This window comes from Pseudomonas sp. Arb-4-2C (assembly GCF_055755015.1).
In genome coordinates this window covers 5,845,241-5,868,711 of record NZ_CM146899.1, presented here as the reverse complement: position 1 = coordinate 5,868,711, position 23,471 = coordinate 5,845,241, and the positions used below count along the sequence as shown (strand labels likewise).

The following is a 23,471-nucleotide window of genomic DNA, read 5'->3' as shown; positions in this document are numbered from 1 at the left end:
AAGACGTATGCATACGAGTCGAAAGAAACGCCGCATTACGTCCACTGATTCGCTTGTCGCGCCAAGGGGTGCACAAGCCGCTTGCCCACCGCCAGGGTTGGTTTGAATTGATCGCTGAGGAGTCTTTTTCGTGACTGACAATACCCAGAAACCTACGAAGTATCGTGACGTCGAAATTCGTGCATCGCGCGGCAACACGCTGACCGCCAAGAGCTGGCTGACCGAAGCGCCGCTGCGCATGCTGATGAACAACCTCGACCCGGAAGTGGCCGAGAACCCGAAAGAGCTGGTGGTTTACGGTGGTATCGGTCGCGCGGCGCGCAACTGGGAGTGCTACGACAAGATCGTCGAAAGCCTGACCCATCTGAACGACGACGAGACCCTGCTGGTGCAGTCCGGCAAGCCGGTCGGCGTGTTCAAGACCCACGCCAACGCCCCACGCGTGCTGATCGCCAACTCCAACCTGGTGCCGCACTGGGCGAGTTGGGAACACTTCAACGAACTCGACGCCAAAGGCCTGGCCATGTACGGCCAGATGACTGCCGGCAGCTGGATCTACATCGGCAGCCAGGGCATCGTCCAGGGCACCTATGAAACCTTCGTTGAAGCCGGTCGCCAGCACTACAACGACAACCTCACCGGCAAATGGGTGCTGACTGCCGGCCTCGGCGGCATGGGCGGCGCCCAGCCTCTGGCTGCAACATTGGCCGGTGCCTGCTCGCTGAACATCGAATGCCAGCAGGTGAGCATCGATTTCCGCCTGAAAAGCCGCTACGTCGACGAGCAGGCCAAAGACCTCGACGACGCCCTGGCGCGCATTGAGAAGTACACCCAAGAAGGCAAGGCGATCTCCATCGCGCTGCTGGGCAACGCTGCTGAAATCCTCCCGGAACTGGTCCGTCGCGGCGTGCGTCCGGACATGGTCACCGACCAGACCAGCGCCCACGACCCGCTCAACGGCTACCTGCCGGCGGGCTGGACCTGGGACGAATACCGCGCCCGCGCCAAGACCGAACCGGCCGCTGTGATCAAAGCCGCCAAGCAGTCGATGGCGGTGCACGTCAAAGCCATGCTGGCGTTCCAGAAACAAGGCATCCCGACCTTCGACTACGGCAACAACATCCGTCAGATGGCCCAGGAAGAGGGCGTCGAGAACGCTTTCGACTTCCCGGGTTTCGTCCCGGCCTACATCCGTCCGCTGTTCTGCCGTGGCATCGGCCCGTTCCGCTGGGCGGCGCTGTCGGGTGATCCGCAGGACATCTACAAGACCGACGCCAAGGTCAAGGAACTGATCCCGGACGACGCCCACCTGCACAACTGGCTGGACATGGCCCGCGAGCGCATCAGCTTCCAGGGTTTGCCGGCACGTATCTGCTGGGTCGGCTTGGGCCTGCGCGCCAAGCTCGGTCTGGCGTTCAACGAAATGGTCCGTAGCGGCGAGCTGTCGGCGCCGATCGTGATCGGTCGCGACCACCTCGACTCCGGCTCGGTCTCCAGCCCGAACCGCGAAACCGAATCGATGCAGGACGGCTCCGATGCCGTCTCCGACTGGCCACTGCTCAACGCCCTGCTGAACACCGCGAGCGGCGCGACCTGGGTCTCGCTGCACCACGGCGGTGGCGTGGGCATGGGTTTCTCCCAGCACTCGGGCATGGTGATCGTCTGCGACGGTACTGACGAAGCGGCCGAGCGTATTGCGCGCGTGCTGCACAACGACCCGGCCACTGGCGTCATGCGCCACGCCGATGCCGGTTACCAGATCGCCATCGACTGCGCCAAGGAGCAGGGCCTGAACCTGCCAATGATTACTTCGGTTAAAGGAGCCTGAACATGACTGCATTGAACCTGATCCCTGGCCAACTGAGCCTGTCCCAACTGCGTGACGTCTATCAGAACCCGGTCAAGCTGAGCCTCGACTACAGCGCCGCCGCGCAGATCGAAGCCAGCGTCGCCTGCGTCGAGCAGATCCTTGCCGAGAACCGTACCGCCTACGGCATCAACACCGGTTTCGGCCTGCTGGCCTCGACCCGCATCGCCAGTGAAGACCTGGAAAACCTCCAGCGTTCGCTGGTGCTGTCCCACGCTGCCGGCGTCGGCCAGCCGATCAGCGATGAGCTGGTGCGCCTGATCATGGTGCTCAAGGTCAACAGCCTCAGCCGTGGTTTCTCCGGCATTCGTCGCGTGGTGATCGACGCGCTGATCGCCCTGATCAATGCCGAGGTTTACCCGCACATTCCGTTGAAAGGTTCGGTCGGCGCGTCCGGTGACTTGGCACCGCTGGCGCACATGTCGCTGGTGCTGCTGGGCGAAGGCAAGGCGCGTTACAAGGGCGAGTGGATGGAAGCGACCGAAGCGCTGAAAGTCGCCGGTCTGACCCCGCTGACCCTCGCGGCGAAGGAAGGTCTGGCGCTGCTCAACGGCACGCAGGTGTCCACCGCATTCGCGCTGCGCGGTCTGTTCGAAGGTGAAGATCTGTTTGCCGGCGCGCTGGCGCTGGGCGGCCTGACCGTTGAAGCCGTTTTGGGCTCGCGCTCGCCGTTCGATGCGCGCATCCACGCCGCCCGTGGTCAGAAAGGCCAGATCGACACCGCTGCTGCCTATCGCGATCTGCTGGGTGAGCGCAGCGAAGTCTCCGATTCGCACCAGAACTGCGAAAAGGTCCAGGACCCGTACTCGCTGCGCTGCCAGCCGCAAGTCATGGGCGCCTGCCTGACCCAGTTCCGTCAGGCTGCCGAAGTGCTGGTGGTCGAAGCCAACGCCGTGTCGGATAACCCATTGGTATTCGCCGCTGAAGGCGATGTGATTTCCGGCGGCAACTTCCACGCCGAACCAGTGGCCATGGCCGCTGACAACATGGCGCTGGCCATCGCTGAAATCGGTTCCCTGAGCGAACGTCGTATCTCGCTGATGATGGACAAGCACATGTCGCAACTGCCGCCGTTCCTGGTGGCCAATGGCGGCGTGAACTCCGGTTTCATGATTGCCCAGGTGACCGCGGCGGCACTGGCCAGCGAGAACAAGGCACTGTCCCATCCGCATTCGGTGGACAGCCTGCCGACCTCGGCCAACCAGGAAGACCACGTGTCGATGGCCCCGGCGGCCGGCAAGCGGCTGTGGGAAATGGCCGAAAACACCCGCGGGATTCTCGCGGTGGAATGGCTGGCGGCGGCGCAAGGTCTGGACCTGCGCAACGGCCTGAAGACTTCGACCAAACTGGAACAGGCCCGGGCGATTCTGCGTCGCGAAGTGCCGTTCTACGAGAAGGACCGCTTCTTTGCCCCGGACATCAATGCGGCGACCGAGCTGCTGGCTTCGCGGTGTCTGAACGAGCTGGTTCCAGGCAAGCTTTTGCCTAGCCTGTAAGGGCCTCTTCGCGGGCAAGCCCGCTCCCACAGTAGGAATGTGTACCTCTGTGGGAGCGGGCTTGCCCGCGAATCGATTTTGCGTCGAATAAAAATAAATAAGGACGAAAAATGCAGCAGCCAGCAAAAGGTTTGAAACGCGGGCTTTCGGCCCGACATATTCGCTTCATGGCCCTGGGGTCGGCGATCGGTACCGGGCTGTTCTATGGTTCTGCCTCGGCCATCCAGATGGCCGGCCCTGCCGTTCTGCTCGCCTACCTGATCGGTGGCGCGGCGGTGTTCATGGTCATGCGCGCCCTTGGCGAGATGGCGGTGCACAACCCGGTCGCCGGTTCGTTCGGGCATTACGCAAGCACCTATCTCGGCCCCATGGCGGGCTTCATTCTCGGTTGGACCTACGCCTTCGAAATGGTCATCGTCGGCATGGCCGATGTGACGGCGTTCGGCATCTACATGGGCTTCTGGTTTCCGGAAGTCTCGCGCTGGATCTGGGTGCTCGGCATTGTTTCGGTGGTCGGCGGCCTGAACCTGTGCAACGTCAAAGTCTTCGGTGAAATGGAGTTCTGGCTGTCGTTGCTCAAGGTCGCGGCCATCGTCGCGATGATCCTCGGCGGCTTCGGCATCATGTTGTTCGGCATCAGCACCGCTCCCGGTCAGGCTACCGATATCAGCAACCTGTGGACCCAGGGCGGTTTCATGCCCAACGGCGTGGGCGGCCTGATCGCCTCGTTTGCGGTGGTGATGTTTGCCTTCGGCGGCATTGAAATCATCGGTGTGACCGCCGGTGAAGCCAAGGACCCGCACCGTGTGCTGCCCAAGGCGATCAACGCCGTGCCGCTGCGCATCCTGCTGTTCTATGTGCTGACGATGCTGGTGCTGATGTCGATCTTCCCGTGGCAGCAGATTGGCAGCCAGGGCAGCCCGTTCGTGCAGATTTTTGACCACTTGGGCATCAGTTCGGCGGCCACCATTCTGAACATTGTGGTGATCTCGGCGGCGGTCTCGGCGATCAACAGCGACATCTTCGGTGCGGGGCGCATGATGTACGGCCTGGCTCAACAAGGGCATGCACCCAAAGGTTTTGCTCAGCTGTCGCGCAATGGCGTGCCGTGGCTGACGGTGATTGTGATGAGCTGCGCGCTGCTGCTGGGTGTGTTGCTGAATTACCTGATCCCGGAAAACGTGTTCCTGCTGATCGCTTCCATCGCGACCTTCGCCACGGTGTGGGTCTGGCTGATGATTCTGTTCACCCAGGTGGCCATGCGTCGTTCCATGTCGGCCGAGCAGGTGGCGCAATTGAAATTCCCGGTACCGTTCTGGCCGTATGCACCGATGGCGGCGATTGCCTTCATGCTGTTCGTGTTCGGCGTGCTGGGTTATTTCCCGGACACCCAGGCAGCGTTGATTGTCGGCGTGGTCTGGATCGTGTTGCTGGTGCTGGCCTATCTGACGTGGGTCAAACCGGCGGCCGCACAGGCTGCGCGGGTGACCAGCGATCAGCCGGTTTCCCAGCCTTGATCTGATCGAAGGGGCGTCCGGGATTTCCGGCGTCCCCTTCACGCATCACTTCTTCGGCGTCTTGCTGCCATTGGGGATGTGCAGGTAAGACATCACGCTTTCGGTCAGCTCGGTCGCCAGTTTGACCGCTTCCTTGTTACGCGCCATCACCCCTGCGACCAGTCCTTCAATCAACGCCAGCATGGCGACGTTGGAGCTGGTCAACACCGGATGATCGCAAGGCGCAAACAGCACATGCTCGGCAATGCTGGTGAGCGGCGAGGCCGGTGAGTCGGTGATCGCCAGCACCGACGCGCCGCGTTCGTTGGCGAATCGGGCGAGTTGCAGCGTATCCAGGGAATAGCGCGGCAGGGAAATCGCCAGCAACACATCCTGATCGGTGATCGCGGCCAGTCGATACGCAGCATTTTCGTTGCCGCCCTCCATGCTGATGGCGGTGGCATCGGCGCAGAACGGCATCAGGGTCGAGGCGGCGAGGCCGGCGAAGTAGACACTGTTGCCGAAGCCGAGGATGTAGATCTTGCGCGCAGTGGTCAGCCGGGTGACGAACGCTTCGAACGCGGCCGCGTCGTTACTGGTCGCCGCGGTGGACAGGTTGCTGCTGGCGCTTTCGATCTGCTCATGCAAGCCGAAGGCTCCGCCCGGACGGTGCGCCAGTTCATTGCGCAGCTTGTCGACCGGCGACACCATCTGCTGCAGCGTTGCCATCAACTCAGCCTTCATGCCCATGTAGCCACCGAGATCCATCGCCTTTGCCAGACGGTTGACGGCGGCCGGCGAGGTCGATGTTTCGTGGGCCATTTCTTCGATGGTCAGCGTCGCGGCCTTGAGCGGATGACGCAGGATGAAGTCAGCCACCTTGCGCAGCGACGGCGGCAGCTCGGCAACGATTTCCGCCAGTTTGCGCATGACCGGCGCGGCATAGACCGTGGTGTCTTTCGATGGGCTGGGCATATCCGGATCAACAGTTCCTGAAAGTGAGAGAAGGGCTGCGCCTGACAAGGTTGGCTGGAGTGTATCCGAAGCCAACCGTTGCAGGACAACGCCGAGCGAGCCACCGGGCTTACTTCAGGCTCCCGGCCAGAAACTGCTGCAGGCGTTCGGACTGCGGATTGACCAGCACATCACGCGGGTCGCCGCGCTCCTCGACCTGCCCTTTGTGCAAGAACACCAATTGGTTGGACACCTCGCGGGCAAAGCCCATTTCGTGGGTCACGACCACCATGGTGCGGCCTTCTTGAGCGAGGTCCTGCATGACCTTGAGCACTTCGCCCACCAGTTCGGGGTCGAGTGCCGAGGTCGGCTCGTCGAACAGCATCACCTCCGGTTCCATCGCCAGTGCGCGGGCAATTGCCACCCGCTGCTGCTCGCCCCCTGACATGTGCGCCGGCCAGGCATCCTTGCGATGTGCCACGCCGACTTTGTTCAAATAGTGCTCGGCCTTTTCCCGGGCCTCTTTCTTGCCAACGCCCAGCACATGCACCGGGGCTTCCATGACGTTTTCCAGGGCGCTCATGTGCGACCACAGATTGAAGTGCTGAAACACCATCGACAACCGTGAGCGCATGCGTTGCAACTGTCGCGGTTCGGCTGCCTTGAGGCCGCCCAGTTTGTTGGTCACCAGTTTCAGCGGCTCGCCATTGAGCACAATGTTGCCGGCGTTGGGCTGCTCCAGCAGGTTGATGCAACGCAGGAAGGTGCTTTTGCCCGAGCCACTGGAGCCAATGATGCTGATCACGTCGCCGGCCCGGGCCTGCAGGGACACGCCCTTGAGTACCTGGTGGGCGCCGTAGCTTTTGTGCAGGTCCTGAATTTCAAGTTTGTACATGGTGTGAACTCTCTGGCATCAGTCGCTGAGCAAGCGGCCTTGGCGAATAGGGGTGAAGCCGGCGACCTTGGCCAGCCACAGACCGGGCTGGGCAAAGCGCAGGCGCTCGCGGGCATAGAGCACGCCGTCGGTGCTGGCGCGCACGATGCTGTGGCGGTCGTTCAGCGGATCGAGAACTTCGAACAGCGGGTCGCCGACCTTGACCCGTGCGCCCAGCGGTTGCAGGAAACTGACCACACCCGGATGCGGCGCGTAAGCATATTGCGCACCCGCAAATGGCATCGCCTCACAGTGACTGGGCGGCGCTGGCGGCCATTCACCGCGGATCAATCCCTGCTCGGCGAGGTAGCCAAGAATCGCCTGCGCGCTGTTAGCGCAGGGTTCGCGTTCAGTGTCGGCCATGCCGCGCAATTCGATGGTGGTGGCTGCACACGCCAGCGGAATGTTGGCCTCCGGGAACAGCTCGGTCAGGCGCAGCCACGGAATCGCGCAAGCCTCGTCGAACGCACTGCCGCCGGCATCTTCGGCCAGCAGCGTGACCTCGGCACCGAGGCGTGCGGCCAATGAGCGCAGGCGCCCCCAGTGCTGCGGCATGGTGTAGAGCAACATCACCGACTCGAAATCGCAGTGCAGATCGAGCACCACTTCGGCGTCGCAGGCATGTTGCAGCAACAGGCGACGCAGGCCATCGAGTTCCGAGGTCGGTGGCGGCATGTCGGCGAGGGTGTCAATCAACGCACGGCGGATCAGCGCGACGTTGGTGTCGGCGTCATCGCCCAACCGCCCCTTGAGCAACGGCGCCACGGCTTCAGCCAGCTCCGGAAAGTCGCGATTGAAATTCTTGCCGCTGGCGAATTCGAAGCGACCTTGATGCGTGGCCTGGAACATCTGGGCGATGCCAATCGGGTTGGCCATCGGCACCAGTTCGATCACACCGTTCAGGCGGCCTTGTGCTTCCAGTTCCAGCAGGCGGCGCTTGAGCTCGACGGCCACGCGCATGCCCGGCAGCTCGTCGGCATGCAACGACGCCTGGATATAAGCCTTGCGTGGGCCGGCGCCAAAACGGAACACCGAAAGTGTCCGTTCAGTGCCCGAAGCGCTCCACGGCAACGGGTATTGAATTTTTTCCATGTCAGCTCCTTAGTGCTTGCGCGGTGCCAGGTAGGCCAGCCAGTGGCGCTCGGCCAGCTTGAACAGGCGCACCAGAATGAAAGTCAGGGCGAGGTAGACGAGGCCCGCGGTGATGAACGCTTCGAACGGCATATAGAACCGCGAGCTGACGGTGCGCGCCGCGCCGGTGATATCCACCAGCGTGACGATCGAGGCCAGGCTGGTGGTTTGCAGCATCATCAACACTTCGTTGCTGTACTGCGGCAACGCCCGGCGCAACGCCGACGGCAGCAGAATGCGCCGGTACAGGGTCAGGCGGGACATGCCCATCGCCCTGGCGGCTTCGATCTCGCCGTGGGCCGTGGACTTCAGGCTGCCCGCCAGCAGCTCTGCGCTGTAGGCGCTGGTATTGATGGCAAACGCCAGGCAAGCACAGAACGTGGCGCTGGAGAGATAAGGCCAGAACATGCTTTGGCGCACCGCTTCGAACTGGGCCAGGCCGTAATAGATCAGGAACAGTTGCACCAGCATCGGTGTGCCGCGAATCACGTAGGTGTAGAGCCACGCCGGGAAGTTGATCAGCGGCGAGCGCGACACCCGCATCAGCGCCAGAGGCACCGCCAGGACCAGCCCCAGGCTCAGGGAAATGCACAGGACTTTGAGGGTCAACAAGGCGCCGTTCAAATACAGCGGCAGGTTTTCCCAGATCAGGTTGTAGTCGAGAATCATCGGCAGGTTCTCCTCACAACTCGGCGGCTTTGATGCCGACCGAATAGTGTTTTTCCAGAGCGCGCAGCACCAGCAGCGACAGGCTGGTGAGCATCAGGTACAGCGCCGCCACTGCAATGAAAAAGGTGAACGGCTCGTGGGTCGCGTCGGCGGCGTTCTTGGCCTTGAACATCATGTCTTGCAGGCCGATGACCGAAATCAGCGCGGTGGATTTGGTCAGCACCAGCCAGTTGTTGGTGAACCCCGGGATGGCGAAGCGAATCATCTGCGGCACCAGAATCCGCCAGAACACTTGCGTGCCGCGCATGCCATAGGCTGCACCGGCTTCCGCCTGACCTTTGGGGATGGCCATGAAGGCACCGCGAAAGGTTTCCGAGAGATAGGCACCAAAAATGAAGCCCATGGTGCAGACGCCAGCGATGAAGGGATTGATGTCGATGTAGCGGGTGTTACCGCACGCCAGTGCGATGCGGTTCACCAGATCCTGACCGCCATAGAAGATCAGCAGGATCAGTACCAGATCGGGAATGCCGCGAATCAGGGTGGTGTAGCCTTCCCCGAGCATGGCCAGCCATTTGAGCGGCGACAGGCGAAACGCCGCACCGATCAGGCCCAGGGCAATGGCCAGGGACATGGAAGTCAGGGCCAGGTTAATGGTCAGCCAGGCACCATCGAGAATGCTCGATCCGTAGCCGTGGAGCATGATGAAGTTCCTCAAGCGTGCGCCGCAAGGCGCGCAAGACAAGGCTGAAAGCGCCCGCAGCAGGCCGGCGCCGAGCGGAGGCGAAGGTTTATTCGCCGTAGATATCGAACGCGAAATACCGGGCCATCACTTGCTGGTACTTGCCGTTGGCGCGGATCGCATCGATCGCCGCATTCAGGCGCGCAACGTTGGCGACATCACCCTTGCGCACGGCAATCCCGGCACCGCGCCCGAAGTATTTCGGGTCGTTGATGTCCGGCCCGGTCAGCGCAAAACCCTGTCCGGCCGGTGTCTTGATGAAGCTTTCGTCGGTGTTGACGATGTCGGCGAGGGTGGCGTCCAGGCGACCCGAAGCGAGGTCGAGGAAGGCTTCGTTCTGTGAGCCGTAGCGCACCACGACGACACCGGCCTGTTCCAGTTGCTCGGTGGCGAACCGGTCATAGGTCGATGAGCGTTGCACGCCGAGTTTCTTGCCCTTGAGGTCTACCAACGGGTCGTTGATCACGTTGCCGGCCTTCATCGCGAACTTGCCCGGCGTGTGGTAGTACTTTTTGCTGAAATCGACCGACTTCATCCGGTCTTCAGTGATCGACATTGACGACAGCACGGCGTCGATCTTGCGCACCTTGAGCGACGGGATCATGCCGTCGAACTCCTGAATGACCCACTCGCACTTGACCTTCATTTCTTCGCACAAGGCGTTGCCGATGTCGTAGTCGAACCCGCTGACATTGCCCTCAGGTGTCTTGAAAGAGAAGGGTGGGTAGGCGGCTTCGATACCGATACGCAGGCTGTCTTCTTCGGCATGTGCCAAGAAGCTGAGCGCGCACAGCGCCAGAGCACCTAGAAGTTCTGTCTTGTTCATTTTGTTGACTCCTGGGAGGGCGTTAGGGAAACAGTTGCCCGCCATCCGCAGTGGCGCGCTGGATCATTCCTGTGATCGGCGAGGCTATAAATGACACGAAATAAATCATTCATCAATACAACTGAAAATAAAAATATCAATTCTGGATCGACGGTCGTTCACCCATACCCGACGCGGGATGGGTGCTGCCTATAATGGGCAGCGGTGTTGCAGTGGTTGTGGCACCGCGATGCTGGATGGCATCACGCAAGAAATCGCAGCCATTGCCGCTAATGCCGATCAGTAGCGCAGATCCTGGTGGGAGCGGGCTTGCTCGCGAAAGCGGTGGGGCAGTCAACATCAATGTTTGCTGGGCCGACGTCTTCGCGAGCAAGCCCGCTCCCACAAGTGATCTTCGTGGCTTTGAGCATTGAGTTCGCTTGACTGATCGGCAGTAGCCATTGCCGCGATGTTTTTATCCACTTCGGGGACACCATGGATCGCTTCCAGGAAATGCAGGTCTTCGCTGTCGTTGCTCAAGAGCAGGGCTTTGCCGTTGCGGCGCGGCGCCTTGGGTTGTCGGCCGCCAGCGTCACCCGCGCGGTCGCGGCGCTGGAGCAGCGCATTGGTACGCAATTGCTGATCCGTACCACGCGCAGCGTGCACCTGAGCGAGGCGGGCCAGCGTTACCTGGAAGACTGTCGGAGAATTCTCGCCGAGGTGCAGGAAGCGGAAGACTCCGCCGCGGGCAGTCACACCCAGCCCCGTGGGCAATTGACGGTGACGGCGCCGGTGCTGTTCGGCGAGCTGTTTGTCACGCCGGTGATGGCCGGTTATCTGACGCAATACCCGGACGTCTCGATCAATGCGCTGTTGGTCGATCGGGTGGTCAGCATGGTGGAGGAGGGCATCGATGTCGCAGTGCGCATCGGTGAGTTGCCGGACAGCAACCAGCACGCGATCCGCGTTGGCGAGGTGCGGCGGGTGATCTGTGGTTCACCCGACTATCTGGCAGAGCATGGTCGTCCCGCGCATCCACAGGCTCTGGCGGGTGCACCGGTGGTGGCGACCTCATCCATCGGCCAGTTACGGAGCTGGCCGTTTCTCGATCAAGGCGAAGTGATCAGCGTGCGGCCCGAGCCCAGGCTGGTGGTTACCGCCAATCAGGCGGCGATTGCCGCGGCCTGCCTGGGCTTGGGACTGACTAGGGTGTTGTCTTATCAGGTTGCTGGCAAGGTCGCGTCAGGCGAACTGGAAATCGTCCTCGCCGAATTCGAATTGCCGCCGCTGCCGATCCACGTGGTGTATCAGGGCGGGCGCAAGGCGCCGGCACGGGTGCGCAGTTTTGTCGACTACGCGGTGAAGGTGTTGCGCGAGCATCCAGCGCTGCAGAACGCAGCGTTATTTCATCAGACGAAATAATCGATTGCGATTGCTGGTGATTCTGTTGCTTTGAGGATAGGTGGAAGATGGCGTCCAGCGGCGCTGCCATCCCTAAGCGGCGCCACCTCCAGCGGAGTCGACCATGCAAGCGATCAAACTCTACAACTTCCCGCGTTCCGGCCACGCCCATCGGGTGGAGCTGATGTTGTCCCTGCTGCAATTGCCGAGCGAACTGATCCTGGTCGACTTGGCCAAGGGCGAACACAAGCAAGCGCCGTTTCTGGCGATCAACAGTTTTGGTCAGGTGCCGGCGATCGATGATGGCGGCGTGGTGCTGGCCGATTCCAACGCGATCCTGGTTTATCTGGCGCTCAAATACGGCAATGGCCGTTGGTTGCCGACCGATCCGCTGGGTGCTGCGCGGGTGCAACGCTGGTTGTCGGTGGCGGCGGGACCGATTGCCTTTGGGCCAGCTGCTGCACGCCTGGTCACCGTGTTCGGTGCGCAACTGAACGCTGAGGAACTCATCACCCGTGCCCACAACCTGCTCAAGGTGATGGAACTGGAACTGGGCAAGACCCCGTATCTGGCTGGCAGCGAGCCGACCATCGCCGACGTTTCCGCCTACAGCTACATCGCCCATGCGCCGGAAGGCAACGTGTCGCTGGACGACTACGCCAACGTGCGGGCCTGGCTGGCGCGGGTTGAAGCCTTGCCCGGTTTTGTCGGCATGCCACGTACCGTTGCTGGTCTGCAAAAGACTGCTTGAAGGCTCGGCCCGGTCTGACCGGGCCACCCTATTGCGCCAGCGGCGCGGGGAGAGGCGTGATGGAACGTTCACCGTGGCACGCTGGCGAGCAGCAATTGCAGGCCCATGTCGGCGTTGCCGAACGCATGGAGGCTTTTGGTCGCAAGGTCATTCGCGACTGGATGCCGGATCAGCACCGCGCGTTTTATGCGCAATTGCCGTTCATGCTGTACGGCGCGGTCGATGCCGACGGTCGTCCGTGGGCCAGTGTGCTCGAAGGGGCGCCGGGGTTTGCCGGTTCGCCTGACCCGCAGCGCCTGCAACTGTCCAGTCTGCCGGCCACCGATGACCCGGCGCAGTTGCACAACGGCGCGGCCATCGGTTTGCTGGGCATCGAACTGCACACCCGGCGACGCAACCGCCTCAACGGCCATGTGGACAATCTCGATGCCGGTGGTTTTGCGGTGACGGTGGATCAGTCGTTCGGCAACTGCCCGCAGTACATTCAGTTGCGCCAGTTCCAGCGCGTACCGCTGACCGATCCGCAGACACGCCCAGCTCTGCATCGCGACACGCTCGATGACGCAGCCAGAGCCATGATCGAAAGCGCCGATACCTTCTTTGTCGCCAGTTACGTCGATGTCGACGGGCAACGTGCGGTGGACGTTTCCCATCGCGGCGGCCAGGCCGGTTTCGTCCGGGTCGAGGGCAATCGCCTGACCATTCCGGATTTTGCCGGCAACCTGCACTTCAATACCCTCGGCAACCTGCTGCTCAACCCGCGTGCGGGGCTGCTGTTCATCGACTTTTCCACAGGCGATGTGCTGCAACTGAGCGGGCGTACCGAAATCATCCTTGAAGGGCCGCAGATCGAAGCGTTTCAAGGAGCCGAGCGCTTGTGGACGTTCGAGGTGGAGAAACTGCTGCGGCGTCCGGCGGCGCTGGCCTTGCGCTGGCGCTTCGACGGCATGTCGCCGACCAGCCTGCTGACCGGCACCTGGGCTCAGGCCGATGCACGTTTGCAGGCCAGGGCACTGGGCAACAGCTGGCGGCCATTGCGGGTGACCCGCATCGAACGGGAGAGCCAGCACATCCGCTCGATCTATCTGCAACCGGACGATGGCGCGGGGGTGCCGGTGTTTCAGGCCGGGCAACATCTGCCGCTGCGCTTCACCGTGGACGGTGAAACGCATATCCGTACCTACAGCCTGTCGAGTGCGCCCTCGGATGATTTCTTGCGCATCAGCGTGAAGCGCGAGGGCCTGGTTTCAACGCACCTGCACCGGCAGATTCGCGTCGGCGATGTGCTGGAGGCACGGGCGCCACAAGGGCACTTCACGGTGGCGCCGCTGGAGCAACGCCCGCTGGTGCTGCTGGCGGCGGGTGTCGGCATCACGCCGTTGCTGTCGATGCTGCGCGAGGTGGTGTATCAAGGCCAGCGCACCCGGCGGATTCGGCCGACGTGGTTGCTGCAGAGTTCGCGCAGCCTCGCCGATCAACCGTTTCGCCAGGAACTCGATCGTCTGCTGGACAACACGGGTGATGCGGTACGGGTAATGCGCCTGCTCAGCCAGCCGGAGGCCGACCTGGTTGAGGGCGAAGACTTCGACCTGCACGGGCGCATCGATGGGGCACTGCTGCGCGATCTGCTGGATATAGAGGATTACGACCAGATCGATTTTGTTGTCTGCGGCCCCGGCGGCTTCACCCAAGGCCTGTACGACAGCCTGCGCGATCTGGACATTCGCGATGCACGGATCCATGCCGAAACCTTCGGACCCTCGACGCTCAAGCGCCAGCCGGATCCGGATGCCGTTGTCATTGCGCAGCCACCGGCCGCCACGGAATCGGTACCGGTGATGTTCGAACGCTCTGCCAAAGAGGCCCGCTGGCAGCCGTACGGCGGCAGCCTGCTGGAGCTGGCGGAAAGCCGTGGGCTACGCCCCGAGTTCAGTTGTCGGGGTGGTTCTTGCGGCACCTGCAAGACACGCCTGATCAGCGGCGCGGTGAATTATCCACAGGCTCCGGCAGAGACGCCGGAAGAGGGCCAGGTGCTGATTTGTTGCGCAGTGCCGGCGCAGAGCGAGCAACTGCTGGTGCTGGATCTGTAACGCCGCTCACTTGAGATCTCCGCAACCCCCTGTGGGAGCAAGCCCGCTCCCGCAGGGTTAATCGTCAACTGAAGTCAGGCGTAGGACAGGTCTTTTTCCTCCAGCAACTCCTGATACAGCTCGGTCCACTTGCGGCCCATTTCATCGGCGGTGAACAACTGCCGGTAACGCGCCTCGGCCTTGACCCCCATGGCCGCCGCCCGCTCCGGGTTTTCCCACAACGTGCGCATCGCCTCGCGAAACGCCAATGGATTGCTCGGTGGCACCACCAGCCCGGTCTCGTTGTGGATATTGATGTAACTGGTGCCGGTACCGATTTCGCTGGAGATCATCGGCTTGCCGTACATCGCACCTTCGAGCAGCGAAATACCGAACGCTTCGGAACGCAGGTGCGAGGGGAACACAATGGCGTAGCTCAGTTGCAGCAGGGCGACCTTGTCTTCATCGCCCAGGCGTCCGAGGAAGTGGATATTGCGCAGACCCAGCGCAGCGGCCTGGGCGTGCAGTTCCAGTTCAAGTGGCCCGGCCCCGACGATCACCACCGGATAGTCCACGTCCTTCAAGGCGTCGAGCAGAATGTGCAGGCCCTTGTAGTAACGCATGACCCCGACGAACAGGAAAAACTTATCCCCAAGCTGCTGGCGCCAGCGGTTCATGCGCTCGTTATCGGCCTGTGGATAACCGGCCTTGTTCAAGCCGTACGGAATCACCCGAGTCTTGTCCTGGAACTGCTGCAACACGTCACTGGTGTGCAGGTAGTTCGGCGACGCCGCGACAATCCGGTCGGCGCTGGTGAGGAAGCGGTTCATCAATGGCCGATAGAGTTTGAGCAGATGCTTCTGGCGAATGATGTCCGAGTGGTAGGTGACCACACTCGGTTTGTTCATGCCGCTGGCGAAATGCACCAGGTCCATGAACGGCCACGGGAAGTGGTAGTTGATCACATCCGCTTCGGCGGCCAACTCGCGAAACTGTTTGAACACACTCCAGGAGAACCCGGTGGAGGCGAACTGAATGTCGAGCCTGGCGCGGTGCACTTCGTGCTGGCCCAGTTGCACCACGGGCGGTGTCGGGTCGGCGCTGAGGGTCAGGACCTGGCCCTCGATACCGTGATGCGCGCCGCTCTCGCACAGCTGGAAGATCACCTGCTCGATACCGCCGACCGAGTCAGGCAAGTAGGTTTTGAAAAAATGAAGAACTCGCATTCAGCCTCCCATGGCCTGGCGGTAGGCACCGGCTGTGGCCTGTGCGCAACGTTCCCAGGAAAAAAGCCGCGTCCGGTGCAATCCGGCTTCTCGGCAGGCCTGCCAATGCGCTTGATCGTCGATCAGACGATTGAGCGCATCGCGCAAGCCGTGTGCATCATCAGATTCAATGTAGTTGCCCGCCGGGCCGGCGACTTCCGGCATGGCTGAAGAACCGGTCAGGATCACCGGCGTGCCGCTGGCCATGGCTTCCAGTACCGGCAGGCCGAAACCTTCGTACAGCGACGGAAACACCAGCGCGCGGGCGCCGGCCAGCAGTTGCGCCACCTGTTCATCGGGCAGGTAGCCGAGCAGGCACACGTGCCCCGACGCCAGGGCCTGGCGCAGTTCGTCGCTGAACTGCGTCTGTTGCCAGCCGGCCATCCCGACGATCAACAGTGGAAAGCGCTGGCGCACGGCCTCCGGCAGCAGGGCATGGGCTCGCAGGGCCAGGCTCAGGTTCTTGCGCGGCTCCAGGGTGCCGACACACAGGAAATACTCGCGCGGGGCCACGGCATGCGCCTTGAGCACGGCCTCGATGGTGTGCGGTTCCCGTGGGTGAAAGCGCTCGGCCACACCCAGTGGCGCCACCACAAAGCGCTCGGCGGGCAGGCCGAAATAGGCCTGGGCCTCGTCGGCAATCGCCTGTGAGTCGGTCAAAATCCGCTGCGCCTGTTGCACCCCAGCGGCCAGGCGTCGCTCGATTTCCTTGAGGCGCGCCGCCGGTTGGGTGTCAGGGAAATGCAGATGTGTCAGGTCGTGCAGGGTGATCACGGTCGGGCCATCGAAGGCCAGCGGCCACAGGCTCGGTTCGTGATACAGGTCGAGGTCTTGCGTGTGGCCCTGATCGAAGCGTTTCTGTTCCAGCCAGCGCCGCGCCTGATAGGCGCCGGGGATCTGCCGCAGCAGCGGCGTCAGCCGTGAGTAGCCGGGCATGGCCGCCTCTGGCAGGGTCGAGCTCCAGCCCCAGCCGTGGAACAGCGCCACTTCGACATCGGTGGTGCTGCGCAAGGCGCGGACCAGTTCGGCGACGTAATGGCCGATGCCAGTGCGCGGCGCCTGAAGAATCCGCGCGTTAAGAGCAATGCGCATGCTGACTCTCGGGCGCGGGCAGTGAGCGGTTCAGGTTGCGCTCGATGCGCTGGACCAATTGCGCACTGGCTTCGCGCCAGCTCAGCCAGCGCCATTGGTCCAGGCTCATGGCTGCCGGAAACACCCCGGACTGCTCCATGGCGGTCACAAGGTCAGTGAGGCTTTGCGGGTTGTCCAGCGCGAAGTAAGCCATGTAATCGCCGCCGATCTCGCGGAACACCGGAATGTCGCTTGCCATCGCCGGCAGCCCGCGTTGCATGGCTTCCACCAGGGGCAGGCCGAAGCCCTCGACATGCGACGGGAACACCAGTGCGGTGGCGTGGGAATAGGCGTGTTCGAGGCTTTTGTCCGAGAGCGTGTTGAACATGAACAGACGACGGTTCAGTTGCGGGTGCTGGCGGATCCGCTCGATCAGCGCCTCGCACTTCCAGCCGATTTTCCCGGCAATGCACAACCGCGCCTTGGAACCAGCAGCCCAGGCCCGCTCGAAGGCATCGAGCAGATAGGCGTGGTTCTTTCGCGGCTCGATGGTGCTGACCATCAGGAACACCGGCTCCGGGCTCTTGAACATGTGCAGAAGGTTTCGATCGATTTCCGATGCGGTGTCAGTCAGGTCCAGCTCGGAACCGAGGTGGAAATAGTCGAACCAGCGCTGCTGAACCTGTTGCGTGCCGATCCGGCGCAACATTTCCTGGCGCACCTGATCGCGGATGGTGGTCGAGATCGCGACATAGCCGTCGGCTGTGCGCGCGATCCAGTCGAACCAGTCGTTGAACACCTTGACCAGGCCCGCGTCGCAAAACTGTGGATGGGTCAGCGGGATCAGGTCGTAGATCACCGACACGATGCCCACGCCATCGCGTTTGAGTTGTTCGGCCAAGGGGAAAAAGTTGGCGTGCCAGGACGAATCGAGCAGCACCAGTTGATCGCCGGCCCGATGTTGCAACGGCACGCAGCGTTCGGGCACGGGTTTGCCCTTGAGCAGGCGTGCGAGCACGCGCATCGGCAGGCTGAAACAGGCGAACGCCGTCAGCCGGCAAAGCACGTACAGCACCCGCCGGGCGAAATGCGACTGGCTGAAAGGGCGGCGTCGTTCGAGGGCGCGATGCCGCAACCAGAAGTTGTTGGCCCATTGCTCCAGCTTCACTCGCAGGCTGGTCAGATTGATTTTCGGCGTTTTGATCGGCGCCAGGCTTTTCACCTGATACAGGGCCCCGTCGAGCATCACCACCGGGATGCATTCGCGCTGAGCATCGGCGTCGGGCAACTGTTGAATGACGTTGCGCACAACCCGTTGGATGCCGGAATTGGCGGACGGGTGTTCGAAGACGTAAGTGCACTCCACCAACAGTCGTGTCATTGCGAGATTTCCCTATCAGGCAGTTGCTCGGTGTTTTCACTGGAGCGGCTGATTTCGGTCCGGGCTTGCAGCCACGAGCAGCCGACGAAGTCTTCCTGGCGATTATTGATGACATGGAAGACCAGGCCGTAATCGCGCCATTCGAAGTTGCGATCCAGGTGCGAATCCAGGCGCGACAGGCTCAGCGCTATCGAATAGCTGCCCTTGCCCAGGCGCATGTCGAAGGCGAAGCGGAAGGTCACCTGTTCACCGGCACTCAGGTCGGTGATCGCCATGTCCTGACGATGGGTATTGATGCCGTAGATCGCCTGGCCGAGGCGATCCTTGATCAGAAAGCCCAACACCAGGCGCTCGATGTCCTCGCGCACCTCGGCCTGTACTTCCAGCACCACTGGCTGGCCGACTTCCGCCACCTCCAGACTGCGGCCCTGAGCGTCGAGCAAGCGCACGCTGACAATCCCCGCCTCACCGGTGCCGGAAATGGTTTGCACCTGGCCGTTGGCGAGCATTTCCTGGCGCACGATCTGGCCTTCACGCTGAGCGAGCATGGCGTTGTAGTAGTCCATGACTTCTTCGGGTTTGCCGCGCATGGCCAGACGCCCGTTCTCCAGCAGGATCGCGGTGTCGCAGATCGACTGAATCGCCGAACGGTCATGGGACACAATCAGCAGGGTGGTGCCGGCCTTGCGGAAGTTGCGGATGCGCTCGAAGCTTTTGTGCTGGAAGTAGGCGTCACCCACCGACAGCGCTTCATCGACGATCAGGATGTCCGGACGGCGCGCGGTGGCGACGCTGAAGGCCAGGCGCATCTGCATGCCGCTGGAATAGGTGCGCACCGGGTGGTCGATGGCTTCGCCGATTTCGGCAAAGCTCTCGATTTGCGGCATCAGCGCTTCGATCTCTTCGACTTGCATGCCCAGCAACTGACCGGCCATGAAGGCGTTCTGGCGACCGGTGAAATCCGGGTGGAAACCCATGCCCAGTTCCAGCAGGGCGGCAACGCGGCCTTGCAGTTGTATGTGCCCGCAGCTGGGTTGCGTGGTGCCGGTAATCATCTTCAGCAGCGTGCTTTTGCCCGCGCCGTTGACTCCGACGATGCCGACGGCTTCACCGGGTTGAATCTCGAAATCGATGCCCTGCAGGACCCAGTGCAACTGATGACGGGTGCCCGAGAATGGCACCAGCCACTCGAACAACCGGCTCCAGCGATTGGGGTATTGCTTGTAGGCCTTGCCCAGGCCGCTGACGCGTATATGTCCCATCAGAGTTCATCCACCATTTCGCCGACACGTTGTCGGAACAGGCGCAGGGCCATGGCGCAGAACAGCAGGCCGATGATCAGCAGTGGCATCAGCGACGGCCAGTTCGGCCACTGGTTATAGAGGAACACGTTCTGGTAGCTGGTCATCAGCGGCGTCATCGGGTTGAGGCTGATCAGGTGCTGGATACCCGGCGGCAGGATCGACAGCGGGTAAACGATTGGCGTCAGCCAGAACCAGAACTGCAGGCAGATGCCGAACATCTGCCCGACATCGCGGAAGAACACGTTGAGGATGCCGAGGATCATCCCCAGCCCGGCGGCGAAGATCACCTGCACGATCAATAGCGGGATCAGCGCCAGCAAGGCCATGCCGGGCAGGCGTCCACTGATCAGCAGAAAACCGAAGAACAGCGCCAGGATAATCGCGAAGTTGATCCCGGCGTTGAACAGCGCAATCACTGGCAGGCAGATGCGCGGGAAGCTGATTTTCTTCAGCAGGTTGGCGTTTTCCAGAAACATGCTCTGGCTGCGCGAGGTGATTTCCGCAAACAGCCCCCAGGTCAGCAGGCCCGCGCACAGGTAAACGCTGTAGGCCAGGCCATCCTCCACACCCGGCAGGCGCGCTCGCATGATCTGGGAAAAGATCACCGTGTACACGACGATCATCGACAGCGGATTGAGCACGGTCCACAGCGCGCCGAACAGCGAATTGCGATAACGCGCCTGAAACTCCCGCTTGACGCTGCCGAGGACGAATCCGCGATAGCTGCGCAGCGAACGGTACAGGGAAAGCAGCATCAAACCGTCCTGCCGTATTGGTCTTCGAAGCGCACGATGTCGTCTTCACCCAGGTATTCGCCGCTTTGGACCTCGATGATCACCAGGTCGATCACGCCGGGGTTTTCCAGGCGATGGCGGTGTCCGGCGGCAATGAACGTCGATTCGTTCTTGGCCACCAGATGAGTGCCGGTGCCGTTGTTGGTGACCTTGGCCATGCCTTCGACCACCACCCAGTGTTCGTTGCGGTGATGGTGCATTTGCAGCGACAGCTTGCCGCCGGGCTTGACCACGATGCGCTTGATCTTGAAGCGCGGGCCTTCCTCGAGCACGGTGTAGGTGCCCCACGGGCGACTGACCGTACGGTGCAGGCGATAAGCTTCGTGGGATTTGTCCTTGAGCTGCTTGGCGACCCGCCGCACATCCTGGGCGCGGTCGGCGTGGGCGACCAGCACTGCGTCGGCGGTGTCGACGATGATCAGGTTATCCACACCCACAGTGGCCACCAGTCGGCCTTCGCTCTGCACGAAGTTGTTGTGGCTGTCGATGAAGATCGCTTCGCCGCTGGCGCGATTGTTGTCGGCATCGGCCGGCACCAGCGCCGCCACGGCACCCCATGAGCCGATGTCGCTCCAGTCGAAACCGGCGGGCACCACCACGACTTTTTCCGAGCGCTCCATCAACGCGTAATCGATGGAGATATCGGTGATTTCCGCAAAAAGTGCCGGTGACAGTTCCTGTTGCAGGCAGCCGACGGTTTCCACCGGGGCGCTGGCCTCCATGCAGGCACGGGTCTGTTCCAGCAACTGCGGGGCATGCAGTTGCAACTCGTTGATCAGGGTGGCAGTGGTGAAGCAGAACATGCCCGAGTTCCACAGGAAGTCGCCACTTTCCAGGTAATGGGTGGCGGTCTGCAGGTCGGGTTTCTCGACAAAGCGCTGCACTTTCGCCGCGCCTCTGGCGTCCAGCGGTGCGCCGGTCTCGATGTAGCCGAAGCCGGTTTCCGGAGTGCTCGGCACCACGCCGAAGGTCACCAGGTAACCGTCCTTCGCCAGATTGACGGCGTGTTCGACAGCGCTTTTGAGTGCTTCCTGGTTGACGATCAAATGGTCGGCGGGCATCACCACCATGATCGCATCGTCACCGTGCAACGCCTGCAGTGACAGGGCGGCGGCGGCGATTGCCGGGGCGGTGTTGCGCCCGGTCGGCTCCAGCAGGAAGTGCCCACGGTGGCGCGACACGTGAGCCGCGCAATAGTGATCTTTGCTCTGGAAGTAGTACTCGCGGTTGGTCACCGTGACGATGTCGCCCCAGCCATCGAGCAATGCGGCGGCACGCTGATAGGTCTTGCCGAGCAACGACTGGCCGTCGGGCAGGGTCATGAACGGCTTGGGATGGCCCTCGCGGGACACCGGCCACAAACGAGTGCCGGCACCGCCGGACAGAATCACGGGGATCAGCATGGCCTACTCCTTGGCGACGCGTTTCATGTCCGCATCCATCATCATGCGGATCAGGGTGTCGAGGTCGGTTTTCGGTTTCCAGCCCAGTACGCGCTGCGCCTTCGCCGGATTGCCGAGCAGCACTTCGACTTCGGCCGGGCGGAAGAACGCCGGGTCGATCTTCACGTAGTCGCGGTAGTTCAGACCGACGTGATCGAAGGCGATGCGGCACATCTCGCGCACGGTGGTAGTGACGCCAGTGGCGACCACGAAATCGTCAGGCTTGTCCTGTTGCAGCATCAGCCACATGGCTTCGACGTAGTCACCGGCAAAACCCCAGTCGCGCTTGGCGTCGATGTTGCCCAAGGCCAGTTCCTGCTGCTTGCCCTGCTTGATGCGGGCGGCGGCGTCGGTGACCTTGCGGGTGACGAACTCGATGCCGCGCAGCGGTGATTCGTGGTTGAAGAGGATGCCGCTGCTGGCATGCAGGTCGAAACTTTCGCGGTAGTTGACGGTGATCCAGTGACCATAGAGTTTGGCCACGCCGTAGGGGCTGCGTGGATAGAACGGGGTGTTCTCGTCTTGCTGTTCAGCCTGGATCAGGCCGAACATTTCGCTGGTGGACGCCTGATAGAAACGGGTGTGCGGACTGAACTGGCGGATCGCTTCGAGCAGGTGGGTCACGCCCAGGCCATCGACGATGCCCGTGGTCACCGGTTGATTCCAGGACGCGGCGACAAAGCTTTGCGCGGCCAGGTTATAGACCTCGTCCGGCGCCGACTGGATGACCGCACGCTGCACCGAGCAGGCGTCGGCCATGTCCCCGTCCAGATAGACGATGTCGGCTTCGACGCCCATCTCGCGCAGGCGCCAGCGCGAATCGCTGCTGCGCCGTGCGACCAGACCGTGAACCTTGTAACCCTTGTCGAGCAGCAGTCGGGCCAGATAGGCGCCGTCCTGGCCGGTGATCCCTGTGATCAGTGCACTTTTCATTCTTGTCGTACTCGCTGCTCCCAGTCGGACAGGATCGCCCGCAGGGATTGTTGTGTTGTGATTTCAGGCGTCCATCCCGTGGTCTGGGCCAGCCTTGCGTGACTGCCGTAAACGCGACGCTGATCTGCACGGCGCATGCGCGCCGGATCCTGGACCAGTTGCAGGTCGACCTCGGCGAGGTCGCCCATCTGCTCGATCAAACTACGGATACTGTGCTCGTGGCCCGAGCAGATGTTGTAGACCTGCCCCGGCGTGCCTTTCTCCAGCAGAGCGAAATACGCCGAGATCACATCGCCGACATCGAGGAAGTCCCGCGTGACGTCAATGTCGCCGACCTCCAGTTGCGGGGCTTGCAGGCCTTGTTTGATGCGGTTGATCTGGCGCGCAGCACTGGCGATGACAAAGTTGTCTTTCTGCCCGCTGCCGATGTGGTTGAACGGTCGCGCCACCAGCACCGGCCAGCCTTCGCTCAGGCCCCATTGCAGGCTGAGAAACTCCGCTGACAGCTTGCTCACCGCGTACGGATTGCGCGGGCAGGGCGGTTGGAGTTCGGTGATGGGCAGGGCGCGTTCGTCGACTTGTCCATAGACATCGCCGGAGCTGACATACAGGAAGGTCCCCTGAAAACCGCGTGCCTTGAGGGCTTGCAGCAGATTGAGGGTACCGAGCAGATTGATTTCGAGCGTGCGGGCCGGATCGCGAAAGGCTTCGGGAACGAAGGTCTGGCCGGCCAGGTGAATCACCGCGTCGGGCAATTGCGGCCACAGGTCGACGAGGCTTTGCGATGCCGTGAGATCGTAGGGTGCGGCGGCAGGCAGCAGTTCCCAAGTCGAATCAGGCTGCGCCAGACGCGACTGGAGATGTTGTCCCACGAATCCACTCAGTCCCGTGACGAACAAGCGCTTTTTCAAACAGCGACCCCTTGGTCTTTAACTTTCGCCACTTTCCCACAGGCTTTAAGGAGAA

At 62.1% G+C, this 23,471-nt stretch carries 20 protein-coding genes; 6 read left to right on the top strand and 14 right to left on the bottom strand.

What is annotated here, in order from left to right:
- Positions 1-130: 130 nt before the first annotated feature.
- From hutU to AC0J41_RS26620, 3 genes are all read left to right on the top strand, one after another.
- Complete coding sequence (hutU, locus tag AC0J41_RS26630; RefSeq protein ID WP_473014024.1) at positions 131-1,828, top strand: urocanate hydratase; 1,698 nt, start codon at positions 131-133, stop codon at positions 1,826-1,828.
- 2 nt (positions 1,829-1,830) lie between these two features.
- On the top strand, positions 1,831-3,363 hold the full coding sequence (gene hutH, locus AC0J41_RS26625; protein WP_473014023.1) for a histidine ammonia-lyase: 1,533 nt from the start codon (positions 1,831-1,833) through the stop codon (positions 3,361-3,363).
- Positions 3,364-3,473: 110 nt separating this feature from the next.
- Positions 3,474-4,880 carry an amino acid permease gene (locus AC0J41_RS26620; protein ID WP_102359130.1) on the top strand — a complete coding sequence of 469 codons (1,407 nt, stop codon included), beginning with the start codon at positions 3,474-3,476 and terminating at the stop codon, positions 4,878-4,880.
- 45 nt (positions 4,881-4,925) lie between these two features.
- Here AC0J41_RS26620 and AC0J41_RS26615 read toward each other — a convergent pair whose 3' ends face one another.
- From AC0J41_RS26615 to AC0J41_RS26590, 6 genes are all read right to left on the bottom strand, one after another.
- Positions 4,926-5,834: a MurR/RpiR family transcriptional regulator gene (locus AC0J41_RS26615; RefSeq protein ID WP_025112580.1), complete on the bottom strand. Its 909-nt coding sequence runs from the start codon at positions 5,832-5,834 to the stop codon at positions 4,926-4,928.
- A 109-nt stretch (positions 5,835-5,943) separates the two neighbouring features.
- Entirely contained in the window at positions 5,944-6,708 is a 765-nt protein-coding gene (locus tag AC0J41_RS26610) for an ABC transporter ATP-binding protein (RefSeq protein WP_473014022.1), read from the bottom strand.
- An 18-nt stretch (positions 6,709-6,726) separates the two neighbouring features.
- Complete coding sequence (locus tag AC0J41_RS26605) at positions 6,727-7,839, bottom strand: succinylglutamate desuccinylase/aspartoacylase family protein (RefSeq protein ID WP_473014021.1); 1,113 nt, start codon at positions 7,837-7,839, stop codon at positions 6,727-6,729.
- A 9-nt stretch (positions 7,840-7,848) separates the two neighbouring features.
- Positions 7,849-8,547, bottom strand: a complete 699-nt coding sequence (locus AC0J41_RS26600; RefSeq protein WP_025112583.1) for an ABC transporter permease — start codon at positions 8,545-8,547, stop codon at positions 7,849-7,851.
- Between the two features lie 13 nt (positions 8,548-8,560).
- Complete coding sequence (locus AC0J41_RS26595; RefSeq protein ID WP_473014020.1) at positions 8,561-9,250, bottom strand: ABC transporter permease; 690 nt, start codon at positions 9,248-9,250, stop codon at positions 8,561-8,563.
- Between the two features lie 88 nt (positions 9,251-9,338).
- Positions 9,339-10,115 (bottom strand): ABC transporter substrate-binding protein, encoded by a 777-nt coding sequence (locus tag AC0J41_RS26590; RefSeq protein ID WP_473014019.1) that lies wholly within the window; start codon positions 10,113-10,115, stop codon positions 9,339-9,341.
- A 474-nt stretch (positions 10,116-10,589) separates the two neighbouring features.
- Between AC0J41_RS26590 and AC0J41_RS26585 the strand changes: the two genes are divergently transcribed.
- The 3 genes from AC0J41_RS26585 to AC0J41_RS26575 all read left to right on the top strand — a co-directional run bounded on the left by AC0J41_RS26585 (position 10,590) and on the right by AC0J41_RS26575 (position 14,336).
- Positions 10,590-11,516 (top strand): LysR family transcriptional regulator, encoded by a 927-nt coding sequence (locus AC0J41_RS26585; RefSeq protein WP_473014018.1) that lies wholly within the window; start codon positions 10,590-10,592, stop codon positions 11,514-11,516.
- Between the two features lie 103 nt (positions 11,517-11,619).
- Positions 11,620-12,246 carry a glutathione S-transferase family protein gene (locus tag AC0J41_RS26580; protein WP_473014017.1) on the top strand — a complete coding sequence of 209 codons (627 nt, stop codon included), beginning with the start codon at positions 11,620-11,622 and terminating at the stop codon, positions 12,244-12,246.
- A 59-nt stretch (positions 12,247-12,305) separates the two neighbouring features.
- On the top strand, positions 12,306-14,336 hold the full coding sequence (locus AC0J41_RS26575; RefSeq protein ID WP_473014016.1) for a pyridoxamine 5'-phosphate oxidase family protein: 2,031 nt from the start codon (positions 12,306-12,308) through the stop codon (positions 14,334-14,336).
- Between the two features lie 74 nt (positions 14,337-14,410).
- On the opposite strand, the gene AC0J41_RS26570 is transcribed toward AC0J41_RS26575, so the two are convergent.
- Genes AC0J41_RS26570 through AC0J41_RS26535 form a run of 8 tightly spaced genes read right to left on the bottom strand, consistent with a single transcriptional unit; the run spans position 14,411 to position 23,416 of the window.
- Entirely contained in the window at positions 14,411-15,541 is a 1,131-nt protein-coding gene (locus AC0J41_RS26570; protein ID WP_473014015.1) for a glycosyltransferase family 4 protein, read from the bottom strand.
- A complete protein-coding gene (locus AC0J41_RS26565) occupies positions 15,542-16,672 on the bottom strand; it encodes a glycosyltransferase family 4 protein (RefSeq protein WP_473014014.1) in 1,131 nt (376 codons plus the stop codon).
- Positions 16,656-18,032, bottom strand: coding sequence for a glycosyltransferase family 4 protein (locus AC0J41_RS26560; RefSeq protein ID WP_473014013.1), 1,377 nt, complete (start codon positions 18,030-18,032; stop codon positions 16,656-16,658). Before AC0J41_RS26560 ends, AC0J41_RS26565 begins: the two co-directional genes overlap by 17 nt.
- Positions 18,029-19,294, bottom strand: coding sequence for an ABC transporter ATP-binding protein (locus tag AC0J41_RS26555; protein WP_473014012.1), 1,266 nt, complete (start codon positions 19,292-19,294; stop codon positions 18,029-18,031). The genes AC0J41_RS26560 and AC0J41_RS26555 overlap by 4 nt, the downstream gene beginning before the upstream one ends.
- A complete protein-coding gene (locus AC0J41_RS26550) occupies positions 19,294-20,091 on the bottom strand; it encodes an ABC transporter permease (protein ID WP_025112593.1) in 798 nt (265 codons plus the stop codon). Before AC0J41_RS26550 ends, AC0J41_RS26555 begins: the two co-directional genes overlap by 1 nt.
- Positions 20,091-21,533 (bottom strand): mannose-1-phosphate guanylyltransferase/mannose-6-phosphate isomerase, encoded by a 1,443-nt coding sequence (locus AC0J41_RS26545; RefSeq protein ID WP_473014011.1) that lies wholly within the window; start codon positions 21,531-21,533, stop codon positions 20,091-20,093. Before AC0J41_RS26545 ends, AC0J41_RS26550 begins: the two co-directional genes overlap by 1 nt.
- Positions 21,534-21,536: 3 nt before the next feature.
- Positions 21,537-22,505 carry a GDP-mannose 4,6-dehydratase gene (gmd, locus tag AC0J41_RS26540; RefSeq protein WP_025112595.1) on the bottom strand — a complete coding sequence of 323 codons (969 nt, stop codon included), beginning with the start codon at positions 22,503-22,505 and terminating at the stop codon, positions 21,537-21,539.
- Positions 22,502-23,416: a GDP-mannose 4,6-dehydratase gene (locus AC0J41_RS26535; RefSeq protein ID WP_473014010.1), complete on the bottom strand. Its 915-nt coding sequence runs from the start codon at positions 23,414-23,416 to the stop codon at positions 22,502-22,504. Before AC0J41_RS26535 ends, gmd begins: the two co-directional genes overlap by 4 nt.
- Between the last annotated feature and the right edge of the window lie 55 nt (positions 23,417-23,471).

Excerpts from the sequence above, each read along its gene's own strand:
- hutH (WP_473014023.1), top strand. The coding sequence starts at position 1,831 with ATGACTGCATTGAACCTGATCCCTGGCCAACTGAGCCTGTCCCAACTG.
- AC0J41_RS26620 (WP_102359130.1), top strand. The coding sequence starts at position 3,474 with ATGCAGCAGCCAGCAAAAGGTTTGAAACGCGGGCTTTCGGCCCGACAT.
- AC0J41_RS26615 (WP_025112580.1), bottom strand. The coding sequence starts at position 5,834 with ATGCCCAGCCCATCGAAAGACACCACGGTCTATGCCGCGCCGGTCATG.
- AC0J41_RS26610 (WP_473014022.1), bottom strand. The coding sequence starts at position 6,708 with ATGTACAAACTTGAAATTCAGGACCTGCACAAAAGCTACGGCGCCCAC.
- AC0J41_RS26605 (WP_473014021.1), bottom strand. The coding sequence starts at position 7,839 with ATGGAAAAAATTCAATACCCGTTGCCGTGGAGCGCTTCGGGCACTGAA.
- AC0J41_RS26600 (WP_025112583.1), bottom strand. The coding sequence starts at position 8,547 with ATGATTCTCGACTACAACCTGATCTGGGAAAACCTGCCGCTGTATTTG.
- AC0J41_RS26595 (WP_473014020.1), bottom strand. The coding sequence starts at position 9,250 with ATGCTCCACGGCTACGGATCGAGCATTCTCGATGGTGCCTGGCTGACC.
- AC0J41_RS26590 (WP_473014019.1), bottom strand. The coding sequence starts at position 10,115 with ATGAACAAGACAGAACTTCTAGGTGCTCTGGCGCTGTGCGCGCTCAGC.
- AC0J41_RS26585 (WP_473014018.1), top strand. The coding sequence starts at position 10,590 with ATGGATCGCTTCCAGGAAATGCAGGTCTTCGCTGTCGTTGCTCAAGAG.
- AC0J41_RS26580 (WP_473014017.1), top strand. The coding sequence starts at position 11,620 with ATGCAAGCGATCAAACTCTACAACTTCCCGCGTTCCGGCCACGCCCAT.
- AC0J41_RS26575 (WP_473014016.1), top strand. The coding sequence starts at position 12,306 with ATGGAACGTTCACCGTGGCACGCTGGCGAGCAGCAATTGCAGGCCCAT.
- AC0J41_RS26570 (WP_473014015.1), bottom strand. The coding sequence starts at position 15,541 with ATGCGAGTTCTTCATTTTTTCAAAACCTACTTGCCTGACTCGGTCGGC.
- AC0J41_RS26565 (WP_473014014.1), bottom strand. The coding sequence starts at position 16,672 with ATGCGCATTGCTCTTAACGCGCGGATTCTTCAGGCGCCGCGCACTGGC.
- AC0J41_RS26560 (WP_473014013.1), bottom strand. The coding sequence starts at position 18,032 with ATGACACGACTGTTGGTGGAGTGCACTTACGTCTTCGAACACCCGTCC.
- AC0J41_RS26555 (WP_473014012.1), bottom strand. The coding sequence starts at position 19,294 with ATGGGACATATACGCGTCAGCGGCCTGGGCAAGGCCTACAAGCAATAC.
- AC0J41_RS26550 (WP_025112593.1), bottom strand. The coding sequence starts at position 20,091 with ATGCTGCTTTCCCTGTACCGTTCGCTGCGCAGCTATCGCGGATTCGTC.
- AC0J41_RS26545 (WP_473014011.1), bottom strand. The coding sequence starts at position 21,533 with ATGCTGATCCCCGTGATTCTGTCCGGCGGTGCCGGCACTCGTTTGTGG.
- gmd (WP_025112595.1), bottom strand. The coding sequence starts at position 22,505 with ATGAAAAGTGCACTGATCACAGGGATCACCGGCCAGGACGGCGCCTAT.